This window comes from Streptosporangium sp. NPDC002524, from assembly GCF_040295985.1.
Lineage (GTDB): Bacteria > Actinomycetota > Actinomycetes > Streptosporangiales > Streptosporangiaceae > Streptosporangium.
The window spans coordinates 109,482-127,757 of record NZ_JBEOWK010000028.1; the positions used below are offsets into that span (position 1 = coordinate 109,482).

Below are 18,276 nucleotides of genomic sequence, written 5' to 3' on the forward strand. Positions count from 1 at the left end.
CCTCCCCCGGCTGGGACGCGGCCTCGGGGTGCGGGGAGGGGGCCGGGTGTTCAGGCGGTGCTGAGGGCGAGGGTCGGCGACATGCGGGCCGCGCGCATCGCGGGATAGAGCCCCGCGAGGGTCCCGACCAGCAGGGTCGCCCCGAAACCGCCCGCCAGGGCCCAGGGGGGAACCACCGCGGGCAGGTCGCCCACGGCCGCGTACCCGACCGTCACCAGCGTCCCCAGCACCGCCCCCGCGGCGCCGCCCGCGCCGGACAGCAGCAGCGACTCGGCCAGGAACTGGACGCGCACCTGGCCCCTGGTGGCGCCGAGCGAGCGCCGCAGGCCGATCTCCCCACGGCGCTCCAGCACCGAGATGACCATGGTGTTGGCCACCCCCACCCCGCCGACCAGCAGCGCCACCCCGCCGAGGCCGAGCAGCAGGCCGGTGAGAGCCCCGTCGGCCGCCGCCCTGGCCACCAGCGCGTCGGACGGCCGGCTCACCTCCACCTCCTCGGGGTTCTCCGGGCTGACGGTCCTGGGCAGCACCTCCCGTACGTCGCCGACGGCCTCGTCGGCCGAGCGGGTGTAGAGCGTGGTGGGGTGACCGTCGAAGCCCAGGTGGGTACGGGCGGCCTCGAACCCGGTCAGCACGGACCGGTCGATCTCCGGGGCGAGCGGCGAGGGGGCCAGGACGCCGACGACCGTCCACCACTGCCTGCCGATCCAGACCTGGTCGCCCACGTCCCGCAGGCCCAGCCGCGAGGCCGCCACCGCTCCGAGCACCACCGCCCGCTGCTCTCCCGTCGCCCGGTTGAGCCAGACACCTCGCTCGACCCGGGTCTGGAGCGTGGCCGGCAGGTCCGGCGAGGCCGCCCGGACGGCGATCCCGCCGGTGTGCTCCCGGGGGATCGCGGGGGTCCGCCGCACGCTCTCGCCGGTGTCGCCCGTGGCGCTCGCGCTCGTCACGGGGCCGATCCCGGCGGCCATCGCGACCGAGCTCTCGGGCAGCGTGGCCGTGTCGCCGAAGAGGGTCCGGCCGGGGGTGACGGTGAGCAGGTTCGTACCGAGCCGGTCGAGTTCGTCGAGGAGCCTGGCCTTGCTGGAGGAGGAGATCCCGACGACCGAGACCATGGTGGCGATGCCGAGCGCGATGCCGAGCGCGGACAGCACCACCCGTCCGGTGCGGGTCCGCAGCCCTGACGCGCCGACCCGCAGCAGGTCCGCCCAGCCGAGCCGCCCCGGCACCAGGTCACGCCCGGTCCCGCCGCTCACGCCGTGCTCCCCGTGTCTCTCGCGCTCCCTGCGCTTCCCGTGCTTTCCGGGCTTCCCGGGCTTTCCGGGCTCCCTGTGCTTCCCGCGTTCCCCAAGGGCTTCCCGCTTCCCGCGCTTGCCGGGTTCCCCGCGTTCCCCAAGGGCTTCCCGCTTGCCGCGTTCCCCGCGTCCCCCGGGCTCTCCCCGCTCTCCGCGTTCCCTGTGTTCCCCGTGTTCCCCCCGCGGGTCGCGCCGAGAGGCCGCTCGTCGGCGACGATCATGCCGTCGCGCAGCCTGACGCGGCGCGGGGCGGCGGCGGCCACCTCCTCGTCGTGGGTGATGATCGCCACGGTGGTGCCCGAGGCGTTGAGTTCGCGCAGGATCGCCAGCACGTCCCGGCCCGAGGAACTGTCGAGGTTCCCCGTCGGCTCGTCGGCCAGCAGCAGCGACGGCCCTCCGGCCACCGCCCTGGCCACCGCGACCCGCTGGCACTCGCCGCCGGACAGCTCGTGCGGCCGGTGGGCCAGCCGGTGGCCGAGGCCGACGCGCCCGAGCGCGTCGGCGGCCCGTTCCCGCCGTTCCCGGCGCGGGGTGTCGCCGTACAGCATCCCGTCGGCGACGTTGTCGAGCGCGCTGACCCCGGCGGCCAGGTGGAAGCGCTGGAAGACGAAACCGATGTGCCGGGCGCGCAGCGCGGACAGCTCCCTGTCGGGTAGCGTTCCCGCGTCGTACCCGGCGATGCGGACGGTCCCGGCCGAGGGGCGGTCGAGGGTGCCGATCAGGTGGAGCATGGTCGACTTTCCCGACCCGGAGGGGCCGACGATGGCGACGAGCTCGCCCGCGTCCACGCGCAGGTCCACACCCCGCAGGGCGCGTACCCCGCCCGGGTAGCTCTTCTCCGCCCCCGACAGCTCGATCACCGGCCGTCGCCCGGCCCGTACGACGAGTCTCCGCGCGGCAGGGTCCTGTGTGGCGGGGTCCCACGCGACGGGGCTCAGCGTGGCGGGGCTCTGTGTGGTGGGGCTCTGCGTGGTGGGGCTCTGCGCGATGGGGTTCCGTGTGGTGGGGCTCTGCACGACGGAGCTCTGCACGACGGGGTTCTCCGCGACGAGGTTCTCCGCGACGGAGTTCTCCGCGACAGAGCTCTGCACGACGGGGTTCTCCGCGACGATGTCCTCCGCGACGGGGTTCTCCGTGAAGGAGTGGGACGGTCGGTCGAGGTTCCGGCTCATGACCGCGGGACCTCGACCTTCACGCCCTCGGCGAGACCGCTCCCCGACACCTCGACGCGGCCCGCCGCGAACAGGCCCGTCTCGACCGGGACGATCCGGCCGCCCGCCAGGCGCAGGCCGTACCCGCCCTCGCGCAGGGCGAGCAGGGCCTCGACCGGCACCGACAGCACGTCCGCGTGCCGCTCGCTGCGGAGGTTCACCGTCACGGGGGCCTGGTCGAGGCGGCCGAGATCGCCGGGGTCGTCCAGGGTGACGTCGAGGTCGACGGTGGACTCGCCGGTCGGCTGCCCGTTCTGCCGCACGGGTTCGGCGACCGTGCCGACCGAGGTGATCCGTCCCCTGCCCTCGCCGCCGCCGGGCAGGTCCACCGTCACCCGGGCGCCGATCCTGGCGAGCCGCTGGTCGTCGGAGTCGAGGTCGACGTGGACGACCCTGCGGGTGCTCGTCGTGGTCACCACGGACCGCCCGGCCGAGGCCCCGGCCTCCGCGACCACCTCGGCGATCCTGACCGGGCCCGAGGCGACCGCGACCTGCGCCGCGCCGACCGTGCCGGTCTCGGCCAGGCCCGCCTCCTCCTGCCACTCCCGTACGGCCTGCTCGGTCCGCCAGGAGAAGTCGCCGTCGACGGTCCCGGGGTCGTGGCCGAGGGCTTCGAGGTTGCGTTCCAGCTGCTCGACGTCCTTGCCGCCGCTCCCGGAGGACAGGGTGCGGTACATCGGTGTGTCGCCGTACATGAGGATCACCGGTCTGCCGTCCACCCGGTAGAGCCAGCCGCCCCGGCGTACGACGGCGCCCTCCTTCCTGACCCGGGTCACCGTTCCGGGGGCGTGGTTGGGCAGCTCCCTGCGGCCCGCGTAGCCGAGCACGCCGTCCACCGCCTTGGTGTCCACCAGGTCCGAGCGGGTGATCTCGGCCACCGCCGCCGGGGCGGCCGAGGCGGCGGCCGGGACGCCGTCCCGGCCGGTCAGCGCGACCGCCGCCACGCCCCCCGCGCCGAGGACGACCGCCGCTGCGGTCCCGGCGAGGACCCCGCCCCGCCTCACGGGCGCTTCCCGATACCGCCGCCGGGCAGGTGCTTCTGGCAGGCGGTGATGGCCTTCTTCGTCTGAGGCGACTCCGGGTCCATCCCCTCGCCCCCCATGCGGACCGCGCCCCCCGAGAAGTCGGGGTCCTTCATGTCGACCCCGTTCTCCCGCATGCACCGGGCGAACCTCAGGATGGCGTCCTGGGTTTTCGGATCGCTCATCATTTTCTTTCCGGAACCGATCGGATTGTATTCACGACAGGCCTCCGACGCCTTTTTCAGGGTCGCGTCGTCGGTCTTGCCGCGCAGCATCACGTTGCCGGCTCCCGGTTCCGGATCGGGCATGTCGACCCCGTTCTCCCGCATGCACTGGGCGAATTTCAGCCCGTCGGCCTGCGACGACGCGGAGGACGAGGCGGAGGGGGCGGCCGTGGTGGCCGTGGTGGCCGCTTCCCCGGCGGAGGCGACCTTCGCGCCCTCCGTCTGCCCGCACCCGGCCAGTGCGACGAAAGAGATGACCGCCGCCGCTTTCAGGTATTTGTTCATCACCATTCCCTTCGTGTGGGAACAGGTATAGCGAAGACCCTGTTAAACACTCCTTAAGCGAATTCGCTTAACTCGTCTTTACGTCCGCGATCCGGGAGAGGAGGGCGGGCGCCGCCGTCCGGGTGTGTAATGTTCTGGCAAAGCACAGGGAACGGGGTCCGCGGTGCCGGAGACCAGACCGTTGCGGCCGGGGGACCCGCCGCGACTGGGGCCGTACGAGCTCAGGGGCAGGCTGGGGGAGGGCGGGCAGGGGGTCGTCTACCTCGGCGAGTCCGAGGACGGCGAGCGCGCCGCCGTCAAGCTGCTGCACGTGCGCTTCACCGAGGAGACCCACGCGCGCTCCCGCTTCGCCCGCGAGCTGGCGGCGGCCCGCAGGGTGGCCGCCTTCTGCACCGCCCGGGTGCTCGCCGCCGAGCTCGACGGCGAGGCGTCCTACATCGCGAGCGAGCTGATCGAGGGTCCCTCGCTGCGCGAGATCGTCGAGCGCGACGGGCCGCTGGCCGGGGAGGCGCTCGAACGCCTCGCCGTCGGCACCGCCACCGCCCTGACCGCCATCCACCACGCGGGCATCGCGCACCGCGACTTCAAGCCCGACAACGTCATGCTCGCCGCCGACGGCCCCCGAGTCGTCGACTTCGGCATCGCGAAGATCATCGACGAGAGCGGGACGATCACCACCCGCGCGGTCGGCACCCCCGCCTACATGGCGCCCGAGCAGATCGCCGGGGAGCGGGTGGGGTTCCCCGCCGACGTGTTCGCCTGGGGCTCGACCATCGTCTTCACCGCCACCGGCAGGGCTCCCTTCGGGAGCGACACGATCGTGGCGACGCTCAACCGGGTCATCAACCACGAGGCCGACCTGAGCGGCCTGCCCGACGGGCTGCGCGACATCGTCGCCGCCTGCCTGAACAAGGACCAGAGGCTCAGGCCCACCTCGGACGTGCTGCTGAAACGCCTGCTCGGCCACCCGGTGGACGAGACGGAGACCCCGGAGGCCTCGCAGGAGGAGCTGGCCGAGGGCGCGCAGGCCGCCACCGGGGACCTGACGCGGCCGGAGGAGCCGGCCGGGCCCACGCGACGCCGGTCCGCGGCCGTCGCCGCGATCGCCGCCGGGGTCGCGGCCCTCGGGGTGGCGGGCGCCCTGCTGGCCGTCCATCTCGGCATCGTGGGGGACGGGCGGGCCGGGCCCACCCGCCCGCCGGCCGCCCAGCCGGTGGCCCCGTCCACGTCCTCGCCGAAGCCGGCCCCGGAGGTCTCCACCGGCTCGCCCCTGCTCGACCGGATCAGGGACACCGGCAGGCTCCGCGTGGGGTTCAGGAAGGGCCTGCCGGGGATCTCGCTGGGGGAGGACCCGCCCCGGGGGTTCGAGGCCGACGTGGCCGCCCACCTCGCCACGGCCCTGGGGGTGCCCGAGGACGGGCTCAGGTTCACGCCCGTCGGGATCGGTGACCGCGAGAGGGACGTGGAGAGGGGCAGGGTCGACCTCGTGATCGCCAACTTCTCGATCGACGGCGCCGACCGCGACCGCGTCGCCTTCGCGGGCCCGTACTACGTCGCCCACCGCGACGTGCTCGCCCGCGCCGGCGCGAGGATCGACACGTTGAAGGACCTGCGGGGCAGGAGGATCTGCGTCCCGGACGGCCAGACCACGGGCACGATGATCCGCGACAGGGGCGTCGACTTCGTCGACGTACGGGCGCCGGACTACGCGGAGTGCGCGTTCCGGCTGGGCGACGGGCGCGCCGACGCCATGGTCGGCGACGACCTGGTGATCGCCGGCTTCGGCGCCCGGCTGCGCGACATCAGGCTCGAGATCGCCGGGCTCAGGCTCACCACCGAGAGGTACGGCGTGGCGCTCAGGCCCGGAGACCCCGTGGCCTGCCGGAAGATCAACGAAGTGATCACCTCGATGTACGCGGACGGGACCATGAAGGGCCTGCTCGAAAAGCATCTGGGCAGGGTCGGCTTCCGCTTCGAGACCAGGCTGCCCCGCCTGGAGACCTGCTGAACCCGCTGAACCCGCTGAGGTCCGCCCGGCGAGGATCCGCCGGGCGTCTCAGGAGGCCGCGTCCCAGAGGAGATCGCGCCACGGGAGGCCGTGATCACGGGAAGGCCGTGTCACGGGAAGGCCGTCTCATGGGGGAGCCGTGCCACGGGGAAAGGCCGTCCCGCGGGGGGAGCCGCGTCACGGGAAAGGCCGTGTCACGGGAGAGACGGTGTTACGGGAGAGACGGCGTCACGGGAGCAGGCGCGTCACGGGAGCGGCCGCGTCATGAGCTCGCGCAGATGATCCCCCGGTCCGGGACCTTCCCGTCGATCAGGTAGGCGTCGATGACCTTCTTGATGCACGCGTTGCCGGACAGGTACGCGCCGTGCCCCTCGCCCTTGTAGGTCACCAGCACGCCCGTCCTGAGCTCCGCCGTCAGCTTCGGAGCCCACTCGTACGGCGTGGCCGGGTCGCCGGTGCCGCCGACCACCAGGATCGGCGCCGAGCCCGTGGCGTTGATCCGCCTGGCCTCGTCGTTGCCGGGAGTGGGCCACATCGAGCAGATCAGGCCCATCCCCGCGCCGCCGAACAGCGGGGAGACCTTCAGCGTCTCGTCCTCCAGCGCGGTCAGCTGCGCGGGGGTGGGCCGCTCCGTGGTGTCCGCGCAGCTGATCGCGGGGAAGCTGCTCATGAGCGTCGTGTAGCTCCCGTCGGGCTGGCGGCCGCTGTAGCTGTCGGACAGCGCCAGCAGGATCCGCCCGTCGCCCTTCATCGCCTGGCTTATGGCCTGGTCCAGCAGCGGCCAGGTCATCCGCGAGTACAGCGCGGCGGCGATGCCGGTGCCCGCCAGCCCCTGCGTCAGGAGGCGCTTGCCGACCTTGAGCGGCTTGTCGTTCAGCTCGTCCATCAGCTTGATGACGTTCTTGTTGGCGATGGTCGCGTCGCTGCCGATCTCGCACTCGCGGGGCTGCTTCGCGCAGTCCTTCAGGAAGGCGTCGTAGGCGTGCTGGAACCCCTTCGTCTGGACCATCGTGCGCGCCGCGAGGGTGATGCTCGGGTCCAGCGGGGCGTCCAGCACGAACCGGCCCACGTTCTTCGGGAACCTGGTCGCGTAGACCGCGCCGAGCTGCGTCCCGTACGAGATGCCGAAGTAGTCCAGCTGGTTCTCGCCCAGGGCCGCGCGGAGGCGGTCCATGTCGGCGGCGGCGTTCACGGTGCCGACGTAGGGCAGCAGCCGGCCCGAGGTCCGCTGGCAGGCCGTCACGAACTCCTTGGTGGTCTCCCTGCTCCTGGCGCGCTCGGTCTCGTTGGCGGGCAGGGTGTCCATCGCGGTGAACCGCTCGATCACCCCGCTGTCGCCGCACTGGACACCGGAGCTGCGGCCGACCCCGCGCGGGTCGAAGCTGACCAGGTCGTAGCGGCCGTTCAGGGTGGAGAAGGCCTTGGCGGCCTGGGCCATGGTGTCGACGCCCGAGGCGCCGGGGCCGCCGAAGTTGAAGACCAGGGAGCCGATCCGCTTGGCGGGGTCCGTGGCCTTGACGCGGATGACGGCGATGTCGATGGACTCGCCGTCCGGCTTGGCGTAGTCGAGGGGGACCTTGATCTTCCCGCACTGCTGCGCGGGGTCCGGCTTCGCGGGGGTCTCGCCGCCGGGCCGCTTGATGTCGGTGCACGGGCCCCAGGCGATCGGCTCCCCGGGGGAGGCCGTCGTCGTCGGGGTGGCGACCGGTGCCGAGCTGTCCGAGACGACACCGCCCTCGACGGTGCCACCTCCGCCGGGACCGTCCCCGCCGGAACCGCCGCCGCAGGCGGAGAGCACGGTTGACAGGGCCGTGACCGCCGCGGCCGCTCTAAGGATTCTTGCCATGAAACAGCTCTCCCCTGGAATCGTTCGCCGGGGGGAGCGATTAACACTAACCGGGCGGGCCCTCCATGGAAAAGGAGAACCCGCCCGGCGACGATCAAACTCCCATGGACTGGGTGTCGTTGCTCTCGGCGCCCGCGGCCTCGGTCACGCCGTTCTTCAGGTGGTACATGGAGATGGCGTCGCCCAGCACCTCCTGGTCGAGCTCGCCCCGGTTGACCAGCTGGGTGAGCACCGCCAGGGTGATCGAGGCCGCGTCCACGTGGAAGTGGCGGCGCAGCGCCGACCGGGTGTCCGACAGGCCGAAGCCGTCGGTGCCGAGCGAGCTCCAGTCACCGGGAACCCACTGGGCGATCTGGTCCTGGACCGCCCGCATGTAGTCGCTCACGCCCACGAACGGCCCCTGGGCCGCCGAGAGCGCCTGCGTGACGTACGGCACGCGCTTCTCGGCCTCGGGGTTGAGCATGTTGTGCTCCTCGGCGGCGAGCGCGTCGCGGCGCAGCTCCGCCCAGGAGGTGGCCGACCACACCTCGGCCGCCACGCCCCAGTCCTCGGCCAGCATCCGCTGGGCCTCCACGGCCCACGGCCCGGCCACGCCGGACGCGAGGATGTTGGCCTTCGGCCCGGACACGGACGGAGCCGCGGCGAACCTGTACAGACCCTTGAGCAGGCCCGTCACGTCCAGGTCCGAGGGCTCGGCGGGCTGGAGGTAGGGCTCGTTGTAGACGGTCAGGTAGTAGAAGACGTTCTCCGGTTGCTCGCCGTACATCCTCCGCAGGCCGTCCTTGACGATGTGGGCCACCTCGAACCCCCACGAGGGGTCGTACGAGATCGCCGCCGGGTTCGTCGAGGCGATCAGCGGGGTGTGGCCGTCCTCGTGCTGCAGGCCCTCGCCGTTCAGCGTGGTGCGGCCGGCGGTGGCCCCGAGCAGGAAGCCCCGGCCCATCTGGTCGGCGAGCTGCCACATCTGGTCGGCGGTGCGCTGCCAGCCGAACATCGAGTAGAAGATGTAGATCGGGATCATGTGCTCGCCGTGCGTGGCGTACGACGAGCCGACCGCGATCGTGGAGGCCATCGAGCCCGACTCGCTGATGCCCTCGTGCAGGATCTGACCCTCGGTCGACTCCTTGTACGACAGCAGCAGCTCGCGGTCGACCGCCTCGTACGTCTGGCCGTGCGGCGAGTAGATCTTCGCCGTCGGGAAGATCGCGTCGAGACCGAAGGTGCGCGCCTCGTCCGGGATGATCGGCACGAACCGGTGGCCGATCTCCTTGTCGCGCATGAGGTCCTTGAGCAGGCGGACGAACGCCATGGTGGTGGCGACGTTCTGCTTGCCGGAGCCCTTCTTCAGCTGCGCGTAGGCGGCGTCGCCGGGAAGCGTGACCGGTTTGGCGCGCATCACGCGCTTGGGCAGGAAACCGCCCAGGGCCGCGCGCCGCTCCTTCATGTACTGGATCTCGGGGTCGTTCTCGCCCGGGTGGAAGTACGGGGGGAGGTCGCCCTCGAGGGCGGAGTCGGGGATCGGCAGGTAGAGCCGGTCGCGGAACTCCTTCAGGTCGGCCTTCGACATCTTCTTCATCTGGTGCGTCGCGTTGCGCGCCTCGAAGTCCTTGCCGAGGGTCCAGCCCTTGATGGTCTGGGCGAGGATGACCGTCGGCTGGCCGACGTGCTCGCGAGCCGCCTTGTAGGCCGCGTACACCTTGCGGTAGTCGTGGCCGCCGCGCGACAGCTTGCGGATGTCCTCGTCCGACAGGTGCTCGACCATCTTGCGCAGGCGCGGGTCGTCACCGAAGAAGTTCTCGCGGATGTATCCGCCGGCCTCGACGGAGTACGTCTGGAACTGGCCGTCGGGGACGGTGTTCATCTTGTTGACCAGCACGCCGTCGACGTCGGCCGCGAGGAGCGGGTCCCAGTCGCGGCCCCAGACGACCTTGATGACGTTCCAGCCGGCGCCCCTGAAGTAGGACTCCAGCTCCTGGATGATCTTGCCGTTGCCGCGTACCGGGCCGTCGAGCCGCTGCAGGTTGCAGTTGATGACGAAGGTGAGGTTGTCGAGCTCCTCACGGGCCGCCAGGCCGATCGCGCCGAGCGACTCGGGCTCGTCCATCTCGCCGTCGCCGAGGTAGCACCACACGTGGCTGCGGCTGGTGTCCTTGATCTTCCGGTTCAGCAGGTAGCGGTTGAACCGGGCCTGGTAGATCGCCCCGATCGGGCCGAGGCCCATGGAGACCGTGGGGAACTCCCAGAAGTCGGGCATCAGGCGCGGGTGGGGGTAGGAGGGCAGGCCCTTGAACCCGTGCGAGAGCTCCTGGCGGAAGGCGTCGAGCTGACCCTCGTTGAGGCGGCCCTCGAGGAAGGCGCGGGCGTAGATGCCCGGCGCGGCGTGGCCCTGGAAGAAGACCTGGTCGCCGGACTCGCCGTGGTCCTTGCCGCGGAAGAAGTGGTTGAAGCCCACCTCGTAGAGCGACGCGGCGGAGGCGTAGGTGGCGATGTGCCCACCGACGTTGGTGCGGGCGTTGGCCCGGGTCACCATCACGGCCGCGTTCCAGCGCGTGTAGGCGCGGATCCGGCGCTCGACGTACTCGTCGCCGGGGAACCAGGGCTCGCGCTCCGGCGGGATGGTGTTGATGTAGTCGGTGCTGCGCAGGCCGGGGACCCCGACCTGGTGTTCGCGGGCGCGCTCCAAGAGCCGGAGCATCAGATAACGGGCCCGAGTGCGACCTTCCGTCTTTATGACGTTGTCGAGCGACTCGAGCCACTCCTGGGTCTCGCTGGGGTCGACATCAGGAAGCTGGCTGGGTAGGCCGTCGCTGATGATCGAGAAACGCTGGCGTCCGGAAGCCACTGGGTCTCGCCTTCCGAGGATGGACTTTTGTCTGGTGTAGGTCGTCTTCCATCCTGGTCGCTTACCCCGGAAAGTGCATCTCTACTTCCCGGTAACCAGGAGATCCCTGCTGGCAGTGATACGAAAGTGGCCTAGACCACCGATGGTAGGACGAATCGCCACCAAAGGTTACATCGAGGTTCCCCCTTTTTTACAGGCTCCCACCCCTCAGGAATCCGGGACCCGCCGTCCGGCCCGCCTCGCCGCTCGTTTCGTGAGGTCCCCCGGGGCTCCGCGAGGTCCTTCGAGGGACTCTACGGGGGTCCTCTGGAGAACCGCTGTGAGGTCCATGGAGGATCCCTGTAAGAGCTCCGTGGAGGCCCTGTGAAGGTCCTGCGGAGGTCCTGTGGGGGTCTCCTGTGGGGTCCTTGGAAGCCCTCGCGGGCCCCCGAGGTGAGCCCCGGAGGACCTTCGCGGGGCTCTCGCGGAGCTTCTTCTCGTAGCCCTCCCGGAGTCCTACCGGAGTCGTTCGAGGGGTGACTCCGTGAGGGTTCTCCGAAAAGGCTCTTCGGAGGCTCTCACAGAAAACCTCCCGGAGAACCTCACAGAGCACCTCTCGCAGAACCTCACAGAGCACCTCACGGAGAACCTCACAGAGCACCTCACGGAGAACCTCGCGAGGCTCCTCCGAGGGTGGAGGGCGCCTCCCGCCACCGTGCGGTGTGCCCGCCCGCCGTGATCGGCACCCTCCCGTACGTAACGCACGATCCTCCCCCGAAGTGCCCTCCCGGCCGCCTTCCGCCCCGATTTTCGCCCTGTTTCCCGCTATTTTTCCGTTACCTCGTCCCGTTCCCGTGGAAGATCGGCCGTGGCTTCCGGGGTCGACCTCCGCCGGGAGATCGGCCGCGACGAGATCGGGTCCCCGCGTCACCGCGACTCTTCTCCGTTTTCCCCTCGCGGTGGAAGGCGGAAAGAAGGAAAGGAGGTGGGGGAGGAAGAGGGGTAAGGCCGGGGCGGGCGCCCGGAGCCGTGGTGTTCCGTGCCGAACTGGTAACGATTCGTTCACCGGCCGGGGGCGGCCCACAGTCGGCACCGCGAGGCCGTCGTCCGCCCTCATGACGGGGACATGCCGGAGTGTCCGGAAACCGCACCTCGGCTTCTTCCACCGGAGGAACGGTCCATACGAGGACATTCCGGAAACCGGGCGCAGCGATCTTGTCTCCGTGCCGGCGGGAGATCGGGTGGCGGCGGGGACCGCCCGCTGTCCCCGGGACCGGGTGCGGTCGTCATCGCAGCTCACGATGGATCGTAGGATCGGTATGTGAGATCTCAGACGATCGAGGTGGTAACGGGTTCCCGAGAACGGGTGCACGACATCACCTCCGAGTGCGAGAGCTTCGTCCGGTCATGTGGGGGCGACGGCCTGTTGAACGTCTTCGTGCCCCACGCGACCGCGGGGGTCGCGCTGCTGGAGCTGGGCTCAGGCAGCGACGACGATCTGCTCGCGGCCCTGGAGGGTCTGCTTCCGGCCGACGACAGATGGAGGCATGCGCACGGATCACGAGGGCATGGACGGTCGCATGTCATGCCCGCCCTCATTCCGCCGTACGCCACCGTCCCGGTTCTTTCCGGGCGGCTCGCACTGGGAACCTGGCAGTCCATCGCCGTGGTGGATCTCAACGTCGACAATCTGGAACGCCAGGTCCGTTTGTCATTTTTGTCGGACTAATTCATACGTAGCCCAGTCGTTGCCGTGGCGACCGTTGACGACTGAGGGTCACAGCGTGTGGACTGTGCCGAAGCACTCTGAGCACCGTGTGATTGCGGGGCCATTCAAGCAGGAGGGACAAACGTGAGCGCGACCGCGGGTCAGGCGCAGGGCGAACGCGGCCTGGCCGAACGACTCGGCCTCAAGCCGGGTCAGGTGGTGCAGGAGGTCGGATGGGATGAGGACACCGACGACGATCTGCGCGACTCCATCGAGGAGCTGACCGGTAACGAGCTGGTCGATGAAGACTTCGAGGACGTCGTCGACGTCGTGCTGCTCTGGTGGCGTGACGGTGACGGCGATCTGTTCGACGCCCTGAGCAGCGTGGTGACCAACCTCACCGACGGCGGCCAGATCTGGCTGCTCACTCCCAAAGCCGGCCGGGACGGGCACGTGGAGCCGAGCGACATCGGGGAAGACGCGACCACTGCGGGTCTTTCGCAGACCAGCAGCATCAGTGCCGCTCCCGACTGGTCGGGGACGCGTCTGGCGACGCCCAAGGCGCGCCGCTAAGGGTCCGCCCTGCCGTACGGCTCGCGCGGGCCGTACGGCAGGATGATGACGCCTGCCGTCAGCCGAGGAAAGGATCCCGGATCATGGCGATCGAGGTGGGTGACCAGGCCCCCGACTTCGAGCTGAGGGACCAGCACGGCACCCCGTTCAAGCTTTCCGGACAGCGGGGTAAAAAGATCGTGCTGATCTTCTACCCTCTCGCCTTCAGCGGCGTCTGCGGCAGCGAACTCGACGCCCTTCGGGACGAGTTCGGCGCCGACATGCCGGAAGACGTTAAAATTCTCACGATTTCAGTTGATTCAATCTTCGCCCAGCGTGCGTGGGCGGACCAGAAGGGCTACGCCTTCTCGCTGCTCTCCGACTTCTGGCCGCACGGACAGGTCGCGCGGGCATACGGTGTATTCGACGACGAGAAGGGCTACGCGGGACGCGGGACCTTCATCATCGACGGCGAGGGTGTGGTTCGCTGGCGCGTCGTGAACCCGGTCTCGCGGGCCCGCGACGTCGCCGAGTACCACAAGGCGCTCGCCGACCTTCCCTAAGCGGTGATCCGGCGGACGCCCGTTCGCGAGGTGCCTGCCGGTCCGACCTCTCGGAGGCGATCATGCCCTGCTTCTCCTGCGGGGCCAGGCAGACCGACCCGATCCGTGGTGCCAGTCCGTGGACGCGCGGAGTGCGCGACGAGACCCAGGTGCTGATCTGCCCGGACTGCCGGCGCGTCCACGAAGCCGACCTCGACACGTGCTCCTCGTGCGGCTCCGTCGCACTCATCTGCCGGTTGGGCGAGGTGGAGTGCCGCTCCTGCGGCTCCGTACGACCGGCACGGGGCGACGGCAGGCTGGCCGCCTCCTGCGCACCCGGCCTGGCCGACGAGGTGGAGGCCGCCCTGGCCAGAGTCCTGCGCCGGGTCCCCTGAGCGCCCGCCCAGCCCCCTGCCCCGCCCGGCCCGCTCCCGGAGCCGCCCGGCATCAAGCACCGCCGCCGACCGTCTCGACACCGCCATGTCGCGGTCCGCCCGGGCGTGCGCGTCGAGCATGGGCGTATCCCAGCCCCGATCTCCCGAGCGATGCACGGCCCGCTGGCATCACTACGTGTCCTGGTCGTCAGTCGGGCAGATCTCTCGGGCGATGCGCGATCTGCCGGTACCGCTACGTGTCCTGGTCGTCAGTCGGGCAGACCTCTCGGGCGATGCACGGCCCGCCGGTACCACTACGTGTCCCGGTCGTCAGGCAGGCAGATCTCTCGAGCGATGCGCAGCCTGCCGGTATCCCCACATGCCTGGGCCGTCAGATGAGGCAGATCTCTCAGGCGATTCCTCCAGTCGATGTGCGGCTTGCCGCTACCTTCCACCCATCCCGCTCACATGGGGGAGATCCCTCCGTTCCGGCGCATCCGGCGTGCGCTAGGGTCGGGCTCGGCCCCGCCCCTTCGAGCCGCTGGACAGGTGCATGAGCTCCTTCGTTGTTGCCCTTGACGTCGGTGGAACATCGATGAAGGGCGGCCTCGTCACCCGTTCCGGAGAGATCGTCCGCACCGACCGGCGCGCCACCCCGCGCGACCGGGGGCCTGCGGCCGTCATCGCGACGATCAGGTCCTTCATCGACGACCTCGCCACCGCCGGGGGCGGTACCCCGGAGGGGGTCGGCCTCGCCGTACCCGGCCTGGTCACCGCCGAGACGGCCCTCTACTCCGCCAACATCGGCTGGCGCGACGTCCCTGCGACGGACCTCGTCCCCCTGGACGTCCCCGTCATGCTCGGGCACGACGTCCGCACCGGCGGTCTCGCCGAGAGCGTCCTCGGCGCCGGTCGCGAGCTCTCCGACTTCCTGTTCCTGCCCATCGGCACCGGCATCGCGGGCGCCACGATCCTGCATGGCGAGCCGTACGGCGGGAGCGCAGGCTGGGGCGGCGAGATCGGCCACATCCCGGTCTTCCCGGATGGCGAACCGTGCGCCTGCGGACAGATCGGCTGCCTGGAGACCTACTCCTCCGCCTCCGCAGTGGCCCGCCGCTACTCCACCCGCGCCCCTGCCTCCTCTCCCGACGCTGTCTCTGTCACGGCTGAGCGGGTCGCCGCCCTGACCGCCTCCGGTGATCCTCTCGCCGTGGAGATCTGGGGAGACGCGGTCGAGGCGCTCTCCCTCGCCCTGGCCACCTACACGCTTCTCCTCGACCCCTCCGCCATCGTCCTCGGCGGCGGCCTCGCCGAAGCGGGCGCCCTGCTCTCCGACCCCCTGGCCGAACGGCTCCAGAAACACCTCGCCTTCCGCCAGGCCCCACCCCTGCGCCAGGCCGCCCTCGGCATGTCCGCCGGCATGCTCGGCGCCGCCCTCCTAGGCTGGCGCGCCGCGGGCTTCGCCGACGCGGGAACCACGTGGTCTCTCGATGTACTGAAGTCCCCCCGGGTGGCGTAAAGTGTTATCCCGTCTGTCCGACGGGATTCCCCGGGCGCTTAGCTCAGCGGTAGAGCGCTCGCCTTACAAGCGAGATGTCACTGGTTCGAACCCAGTAGTGCCCACTACAAGCCCTTGACCTGCAAAAACAGGTTCAGGGTTTTGCTTTTTCGGCTGACCCCTCTCTGCTGGTCGTTCAGCCACACCTCGCTTAAACGATCGGGCTGTGCGTGAGCGCGCACCTGCGCTGTTCCGTCCCAGGTGATTCAAACAAGGTGAGATGGGCCTCACGTCCGTCGCGCTCGGTAATGATTCGCTACCCTCGGTAAAACGTGTGTCTGGGGGAGTGTGAGTTGCGCAAACCGTATGGCTTCGAGATCGAGCCGGAGGTTCGAGAGTGGCTTGACAACCTGAGTGACAGCGACTTCAAACGTGTTGACGAGGTGGCCGGTCTGCTGGCGGAAAAGGGAGCCGAGCTTGGTGGTCCATGGTCAGATCATCTGGAAGGGCCGGTCTGGGAGCTGCGTATTCGCCTGCGTGATGTTGCAGCTCGGGTGACGTACTGGTGTACTCCGGGTAGGACGATCGTGTTGCTCACGGTTTTCCGTAAGACGAAGCAGCACGATCAGCGGCAGATCGACAGGGCGGTTCGGGCGCAGAAAATCTGTGAACGCGATCACCATGGGCCGGTAGCCGAGATCTATGAGAGGCAGGCGTGATGACTGGCTATCACACCCGCTGGGTGCGGCCTGAACCCTCGGCTGAGGATCCCGAACGGATCATGATTCGAGAGGCGCTGGCCTTCGGCAAGGCACTGTACGACCGGCGTAGCGCGCTGGGGCTGACCGTGACGGAACTGGCTGAGCGCGCGGGCATGAGCGAGGATGAGATCGAGTGCATCGAGGAGGGCGGGACCGCCCCGACGATCGCCTTGTTGCGGCATCTGGCCGAGGCACTGAACGCCGACGTACGTCTCACCTCCGGTCATGATCTGGGCTCGGTCTGGTTCGAGCCACACGCTGCTTGATCGATGGGCACCTGTCATTCGGTGTGCAAAAACCCGCGCGCTTGTCGAGGTGCCGTGGTGGTCACCACATCAGCACTGATGGCAGGACGCGCAAAGGGTGCGAGTTCTAAGTGACAGCGACCACAATCGGATCCGGAACACCGAGTCCGAGGAGAACTCGGCATGACCGATGACAAGGGCGCCGCCCGGTGGCGAATCATTGCCGATCTTCTGCGCTCAGACGTGGTGCAAGACCACTACCAGCCAGGACAGGCACTCCCCGGCGAAGCGTTCCTCGCCAACGAGTACGCCACCTCGCGCCCGACGATTCGCAAAGCCATCGCCCAGCTCGTCGGGTGAGGGCTGCTCACCGTCGCCCATGGCCGGGGCACCTTCGTTCGCCCCACCCCGGATCGGCGCCTCATCCTCCTGGGCGACTCAGCGCGCGAAGACCTGCTCAGTCCTACATACGGCCCCGTCAAGCAGAAATGGGAACACGCCACCGTCGCCAGCGAGGCCGAACGCACCGCAGGCCGCGTCACTCCCAACTCGGCGCTGTTCATGACCATTGAGGGCAGCAAGGCCGACGTCCTGGGGGTGCGCCGAGGCCGTATGGGCGTCTACCGCTACGCCTACTGGCAGTACACGAAGACCCGCGCCCGCATCTACCTGTGCTCCTACCTCCTGGCCGACCAGGTCGCCACGATCACTGGCGAAGGCAGAGGTATGGAGATCGACTCTGAGATCGAACCCGAAGACATTACGCCACAGGATGAGGCACGAGTTCCGCACCTCCGGCACCAGTTGGCCGCCGCCGAGGCATTAGGAGTTGATACGTCCGTGTTGTGGCCAGAAGCTATCCGTAACACCGTGAAGACCGGCCCGGATCGAGAGGTTCTGACCGTTTATCCTTATCGGTCGGCTTGCCTCAAGTCGATCTGGCGCAACCTGATCACCTCGGCCCGCAACGAAATCGTCTTCGCCGGGTACACCAACTATTTCCTGTGGCTGGAGCACCCCAACCTCGCCAAGGTCCTCAAGCGCAAGGCCGAGCAGGGATGCAAGATCCGGTTCCTGATCGGGGACCCGGACAGCGAGGTCACCCGCCGCCGGGAGGAGGTGGAGAACGTTCCCCTGACGGTCTCCACCCGCATCCGGATCACCCTCTCGGAGATCGAGCAGGTTCGGAACGTGCCCGGCATCGAGGCGAGGTTCGGAGACGAGCACATCGCGATGAGCGTCTTCCGCTTCGACTCTGAGATGCTGGTGACCCCGTACCTGGCCAAGCTCGTCGGTCACGACTCGCCGATGATGCACTTGCGCCGCTACCAGGACGACGGGCTGTTCGACCGGTTTGGCTATCACGCCTCCGAGCTGTGGAGCAACGGCCGGGACGTCTGGGCGGAGGAGCCGCGCAAGCCTGCGGAGAGCGCCAGTTCTGGGTGACCAACTGGGTGACAAAGACCCCGGACGGGGGCGGACAACGGTGGACGGTTGTGGACCGTACGCCCAGGTCAGCGCCGGTATCGGCCCTGGTCGCGCCCCCGCTCGGATCGCCTTACAAGCGAGATGTCACTGGTTCGAACCCAGTAGTGCCCACCAGGCGAAACGTCGCTTCTCCCACCTTGGGTGCGGGACGAGAGCGACTACTGGGTGACTAATTCCTGAAGGCTTCATCTAACGTCTCCGCGACTGTAGGTGCACCGGGCGGATCTACTCGCGATACGCAGTTTCCGTGATGACCGCGTTGTGATGATCGACGAGGCGCGAGGTGTTCTCGACGGGGGTGCTAGGCCGTGTCTTCAAAGGTCATAACCAGAGCAGTAGCGATGCGAGGGTGACTACGGCGGTGTAGGACGTGGCGGTCTTGTCGTAGCGGGTGGC

The 18,276-nt window shown here is 69.4% G+C and carries 18 protein-coding genes and 1 tRNA gene; 13 read left to right on the forward strand and 6 right to left on the reverse strand.

Annotated features, from left to right (window positions below; translation table 11 throughout):
* Positions 1–50: 50 nt before the first annotated feature.
* The 4 genes from ABT053_RS35805 to ABT053_RS35820 are packed head-to-tail and all read right to left on the reverse strand — an operon-like array spanning position 51 to position 3,836.
* Positions 51–1,256: an ABC transporter permease gene (locus ABT053_RS35805; protein ID WP_350975328.1), complete on the reverse strand. Its 1,206-nt coding sequence runs from the start codon at positions 1,254–1,256 to the stop codon at positions 51–53.
* Positions 1,253–2,467 carry an ATP-binding cassette domain-containing protein gene (locus ABT053_RS35810; RefSeq protein ID WP_350975329.1) on the reverse strand — a complete coding sequence of 405 codons (1,215 nt, stop codon included), beginning with the start codon at positions 2,465–2,467 and terminating at the stop codon, positions 1,253–1,255. Before ABT053_RS35810 ends, ABT053_RS35805 begins: the two co-directional genes overlap by 4 nt.
* Positions 2,464–3,510, reverse strand: coding sequence for a peptidoglycan-binding protein (locus tag ABT053_RS35815; protein WP_350975331.1), 1,047 nt, complete (start codon positions 3,508–3,510; stop codon positions 2,464–2,466). The genes ABT053_RS35810 and ABT053_RS35815 overlap by 4 nt, the downstream gene beginning before the upstream one ends.
* Positions 3,507–3,836, reverse strand: coding sequence for a hypothetical protein (locus ABT053_RS35820; RefSeq protein WP_350975332.1), 330 nt, complete (start codon positions 3,834–3,836; stop codon positions 3,507–3,509). Before ABT053_RS35820 ends, ABT053_RS35815 begins: the two co-directional genes overlap by 4 nt.
* On the opposite strand from ABT053_RS35820, the gene ABT053_RS35825 reads away from it, so the two are divergent.
* Together ABT053_RS35825 and ABT053_RS35830 are read left to right on the forward strand one after the other, a co-directional pair.
* Positions 3,835–4,068 carry a hypothetical protein gene (locus ABT053_RS35825; RefSeq protein WP_350975333.1) on the forward strand — a complete coding sequence of 78 codons (234 nt, stop codon included), beginning with the start codon at positions 3,835–3,837 and terminating at the stop codon, positions 4,066–4,068. The genes ABT053_RS35820 and ABT053_RS35825 overlap by 2 nt on opposite strands.
* A gap of 132 nt (positions 4,069–4,200) precedes the next feature.
* Positions 4,201–6,045 carry a serine/threonine-protein kinase gene (locus ABT053_RS35830; RefSeq protein WP_350975337.1) on the forward strand — a complete coding sequence of 615 codons (1,845 nt, stop codon included), beginning with the start codon at positions 4,201–4,203 and terminating at the stop codon, positions 6,043–6,045.
* 262 nt (positions 6,046–6,307) lie between these two features.
* Here ABT053_RS35830 and ABT053_RS35835 read toward each other — a convergent pair whose 3' ends face one another.
* Together ABT053_RS35835 and aceE are read right to left on the reverse strand one after the other, a co-directional pair.
* Positions 6,308–7,891 carry an alpha/beta hydrolase gene (locus tag ABT053_RS35835; RefSeq protein ID WP_350975338.1) on the reverse strand — a complete coding sequence of 528 codons (1,584 nt, stop codon included), beginning with the start codon at positions 7,889–7,891 and terminating at the stop codon, positions 6,308–6,310.
* Positions 7,892–7,985: 94 nt separating this feature from the next.
* Positions 7,986–10,733: a pyruvate dehydrogenase (acetyl-transferring), homodimeric type gene (gene aceE / locus ABT053_RS35840; RefSeq protein WP_350975339.1), complete on the reverse strand. Its 2,748-nt coding sequence runs from the start codon at positions 10,731–10,733 to the stop codon at positions 7,986–7,988.
* 523 nt (positions 10,734–11,256) lie between these two features.
* Here aceE and ABT053_RS35845 point away from each other — a divergent pair.
* The 11 genes from ABT053_RS35845 to ABT053_RS35895 all read left to right on the forward strand — a co-directional run bounded on the left by ABT053_RS35845 (position 11,257) and on the right by ABT053_RS35895 (position 17,838).
* A complete protein-coding gene (locus ABT053_RS35845; protein WP_350975340.1) occupies positions 11,257–11,451 on the forward strand; it encodes a hypothetical protein in 195 nt (64 codons plus the stop codon).
* A 582-nt stretch (positions 11,452–12,033) separates the two neighbouring features.
* Positions 12,034–12,441, forward strand: a complete 408-nt coding sequence (locus tag ABT053_RS35850) for a secondary thiamine-phosphate synthase enzyme YjbQ (RefSeq protein WP_329084204.1) — start codon at positions 12,034–12,036, stop codon at positions 12,439–12,441.
* Positions 12,442–12,564: 123 nt separating this feature from the next.
* Positions 12,565–12,993 carry a DUF3052 domain-containing protein gene (locus ABT053_RS35855; RefSeq protein ID WP_329084203.1) on the forward strand — a complete coding sequence of 143 codons (429 nt, stop codon included), beginning with the start codon at positions 12,565–12,567 and terminating at the stop codon, positions 12,991–12,993.
* Positions 12,994–13,076: 83 nt separating this feature from the next.
* Complete coding sequence (locus ABT053_RS35860) at positions 13,077–13,535, forward strand: peroxiredoxin (protein WP_350975342.1); 459 nt, start codon at positions 13,077–13,079, stop codon at positions 13,533–13,535.
* A gap of 62 nt (positions 13,536–13,597) precedes the next feature.
* Positions 13,598–13,909: a hypothetical protein gene (locus tag ABT053_RS35865; protein ID WP_350975343.1), complete on the forward strand. Its 312-nt coding sequence runs from the start codon at positions 13,598–13,600 to the stop codon at positions 13,907–13,909.
* A gap of 532 nt (positions 13,910–14,441) precedes the next feature.
* Complete coding sequence (locus ABT053_RS35870) at positions 14,442–15,407, forward strand: ROK family protein (protein WP_350975345.1); 966 nt, start codon at positions 14,442–14,444, stop codon at positions 15,405–15,407.
* A 32-nt stretch (positions 15,408–15,439) separates the two neighbouring features.
* A tRNA-Val gene (locus ABT053_RS35875) sits at positions 15,440–15,511 on the forward strand.
* A gap of 228 nt (positions 15,512–15,739) precedes the next feature.
* On the forward strand, positions 15,740–16,105 hold the full coding sequence (locus ABT053_RS35880; protein WP_350975347.1) for a type II toxin-antitoxin system RelE/ParE family toxin: 366 nt from the start codon (positions 15,740–15,742) through the stop codon (positions 16,103–16,105).
* On the forward strand, positions 16,105–16,413 hold the full coding sequence (locus tag ABT053_RS35885) for a helix-turn-helix domain-containing protein (protein ID WP_350975348.1): 309 nt from the start codon (positions 16,105–16,107) through the stop codon (positions 16,411–16,413). The genes ABT053_RS35880 and ABT053_RS35885 overlap by 1 nt, the downstream gene beginning before the upstream one ends.
* Before the next feature lie 162 nt (positions 16,414–16,575).
* Positions 16,576–16,752: a GntR family transcriptional regulator gene (locus tag ABT053_RS35890; protein ID WP_350975350.1), complete on the forward strand. Its 177-nt coding sequence runs from the start codon at positions 16,576–16,578 to the stop codon at positions 16,750–16,752.
* Between the two features lie 201 nt (positions 16,753–16,953).
* On the forward strand, positions 16,954–17,838 hold the full coding sequence (locus ABT053_RS35895) for a DUF5919 domain-containing protein (RefSeq protein WP_350975352.1): 885 nt from the start codon (positions 16,954–16,956) through the stop codon (positions 17,836–17,838).
* Positions 17,839–18,276 lie beyond the last annotated feature (438 nt).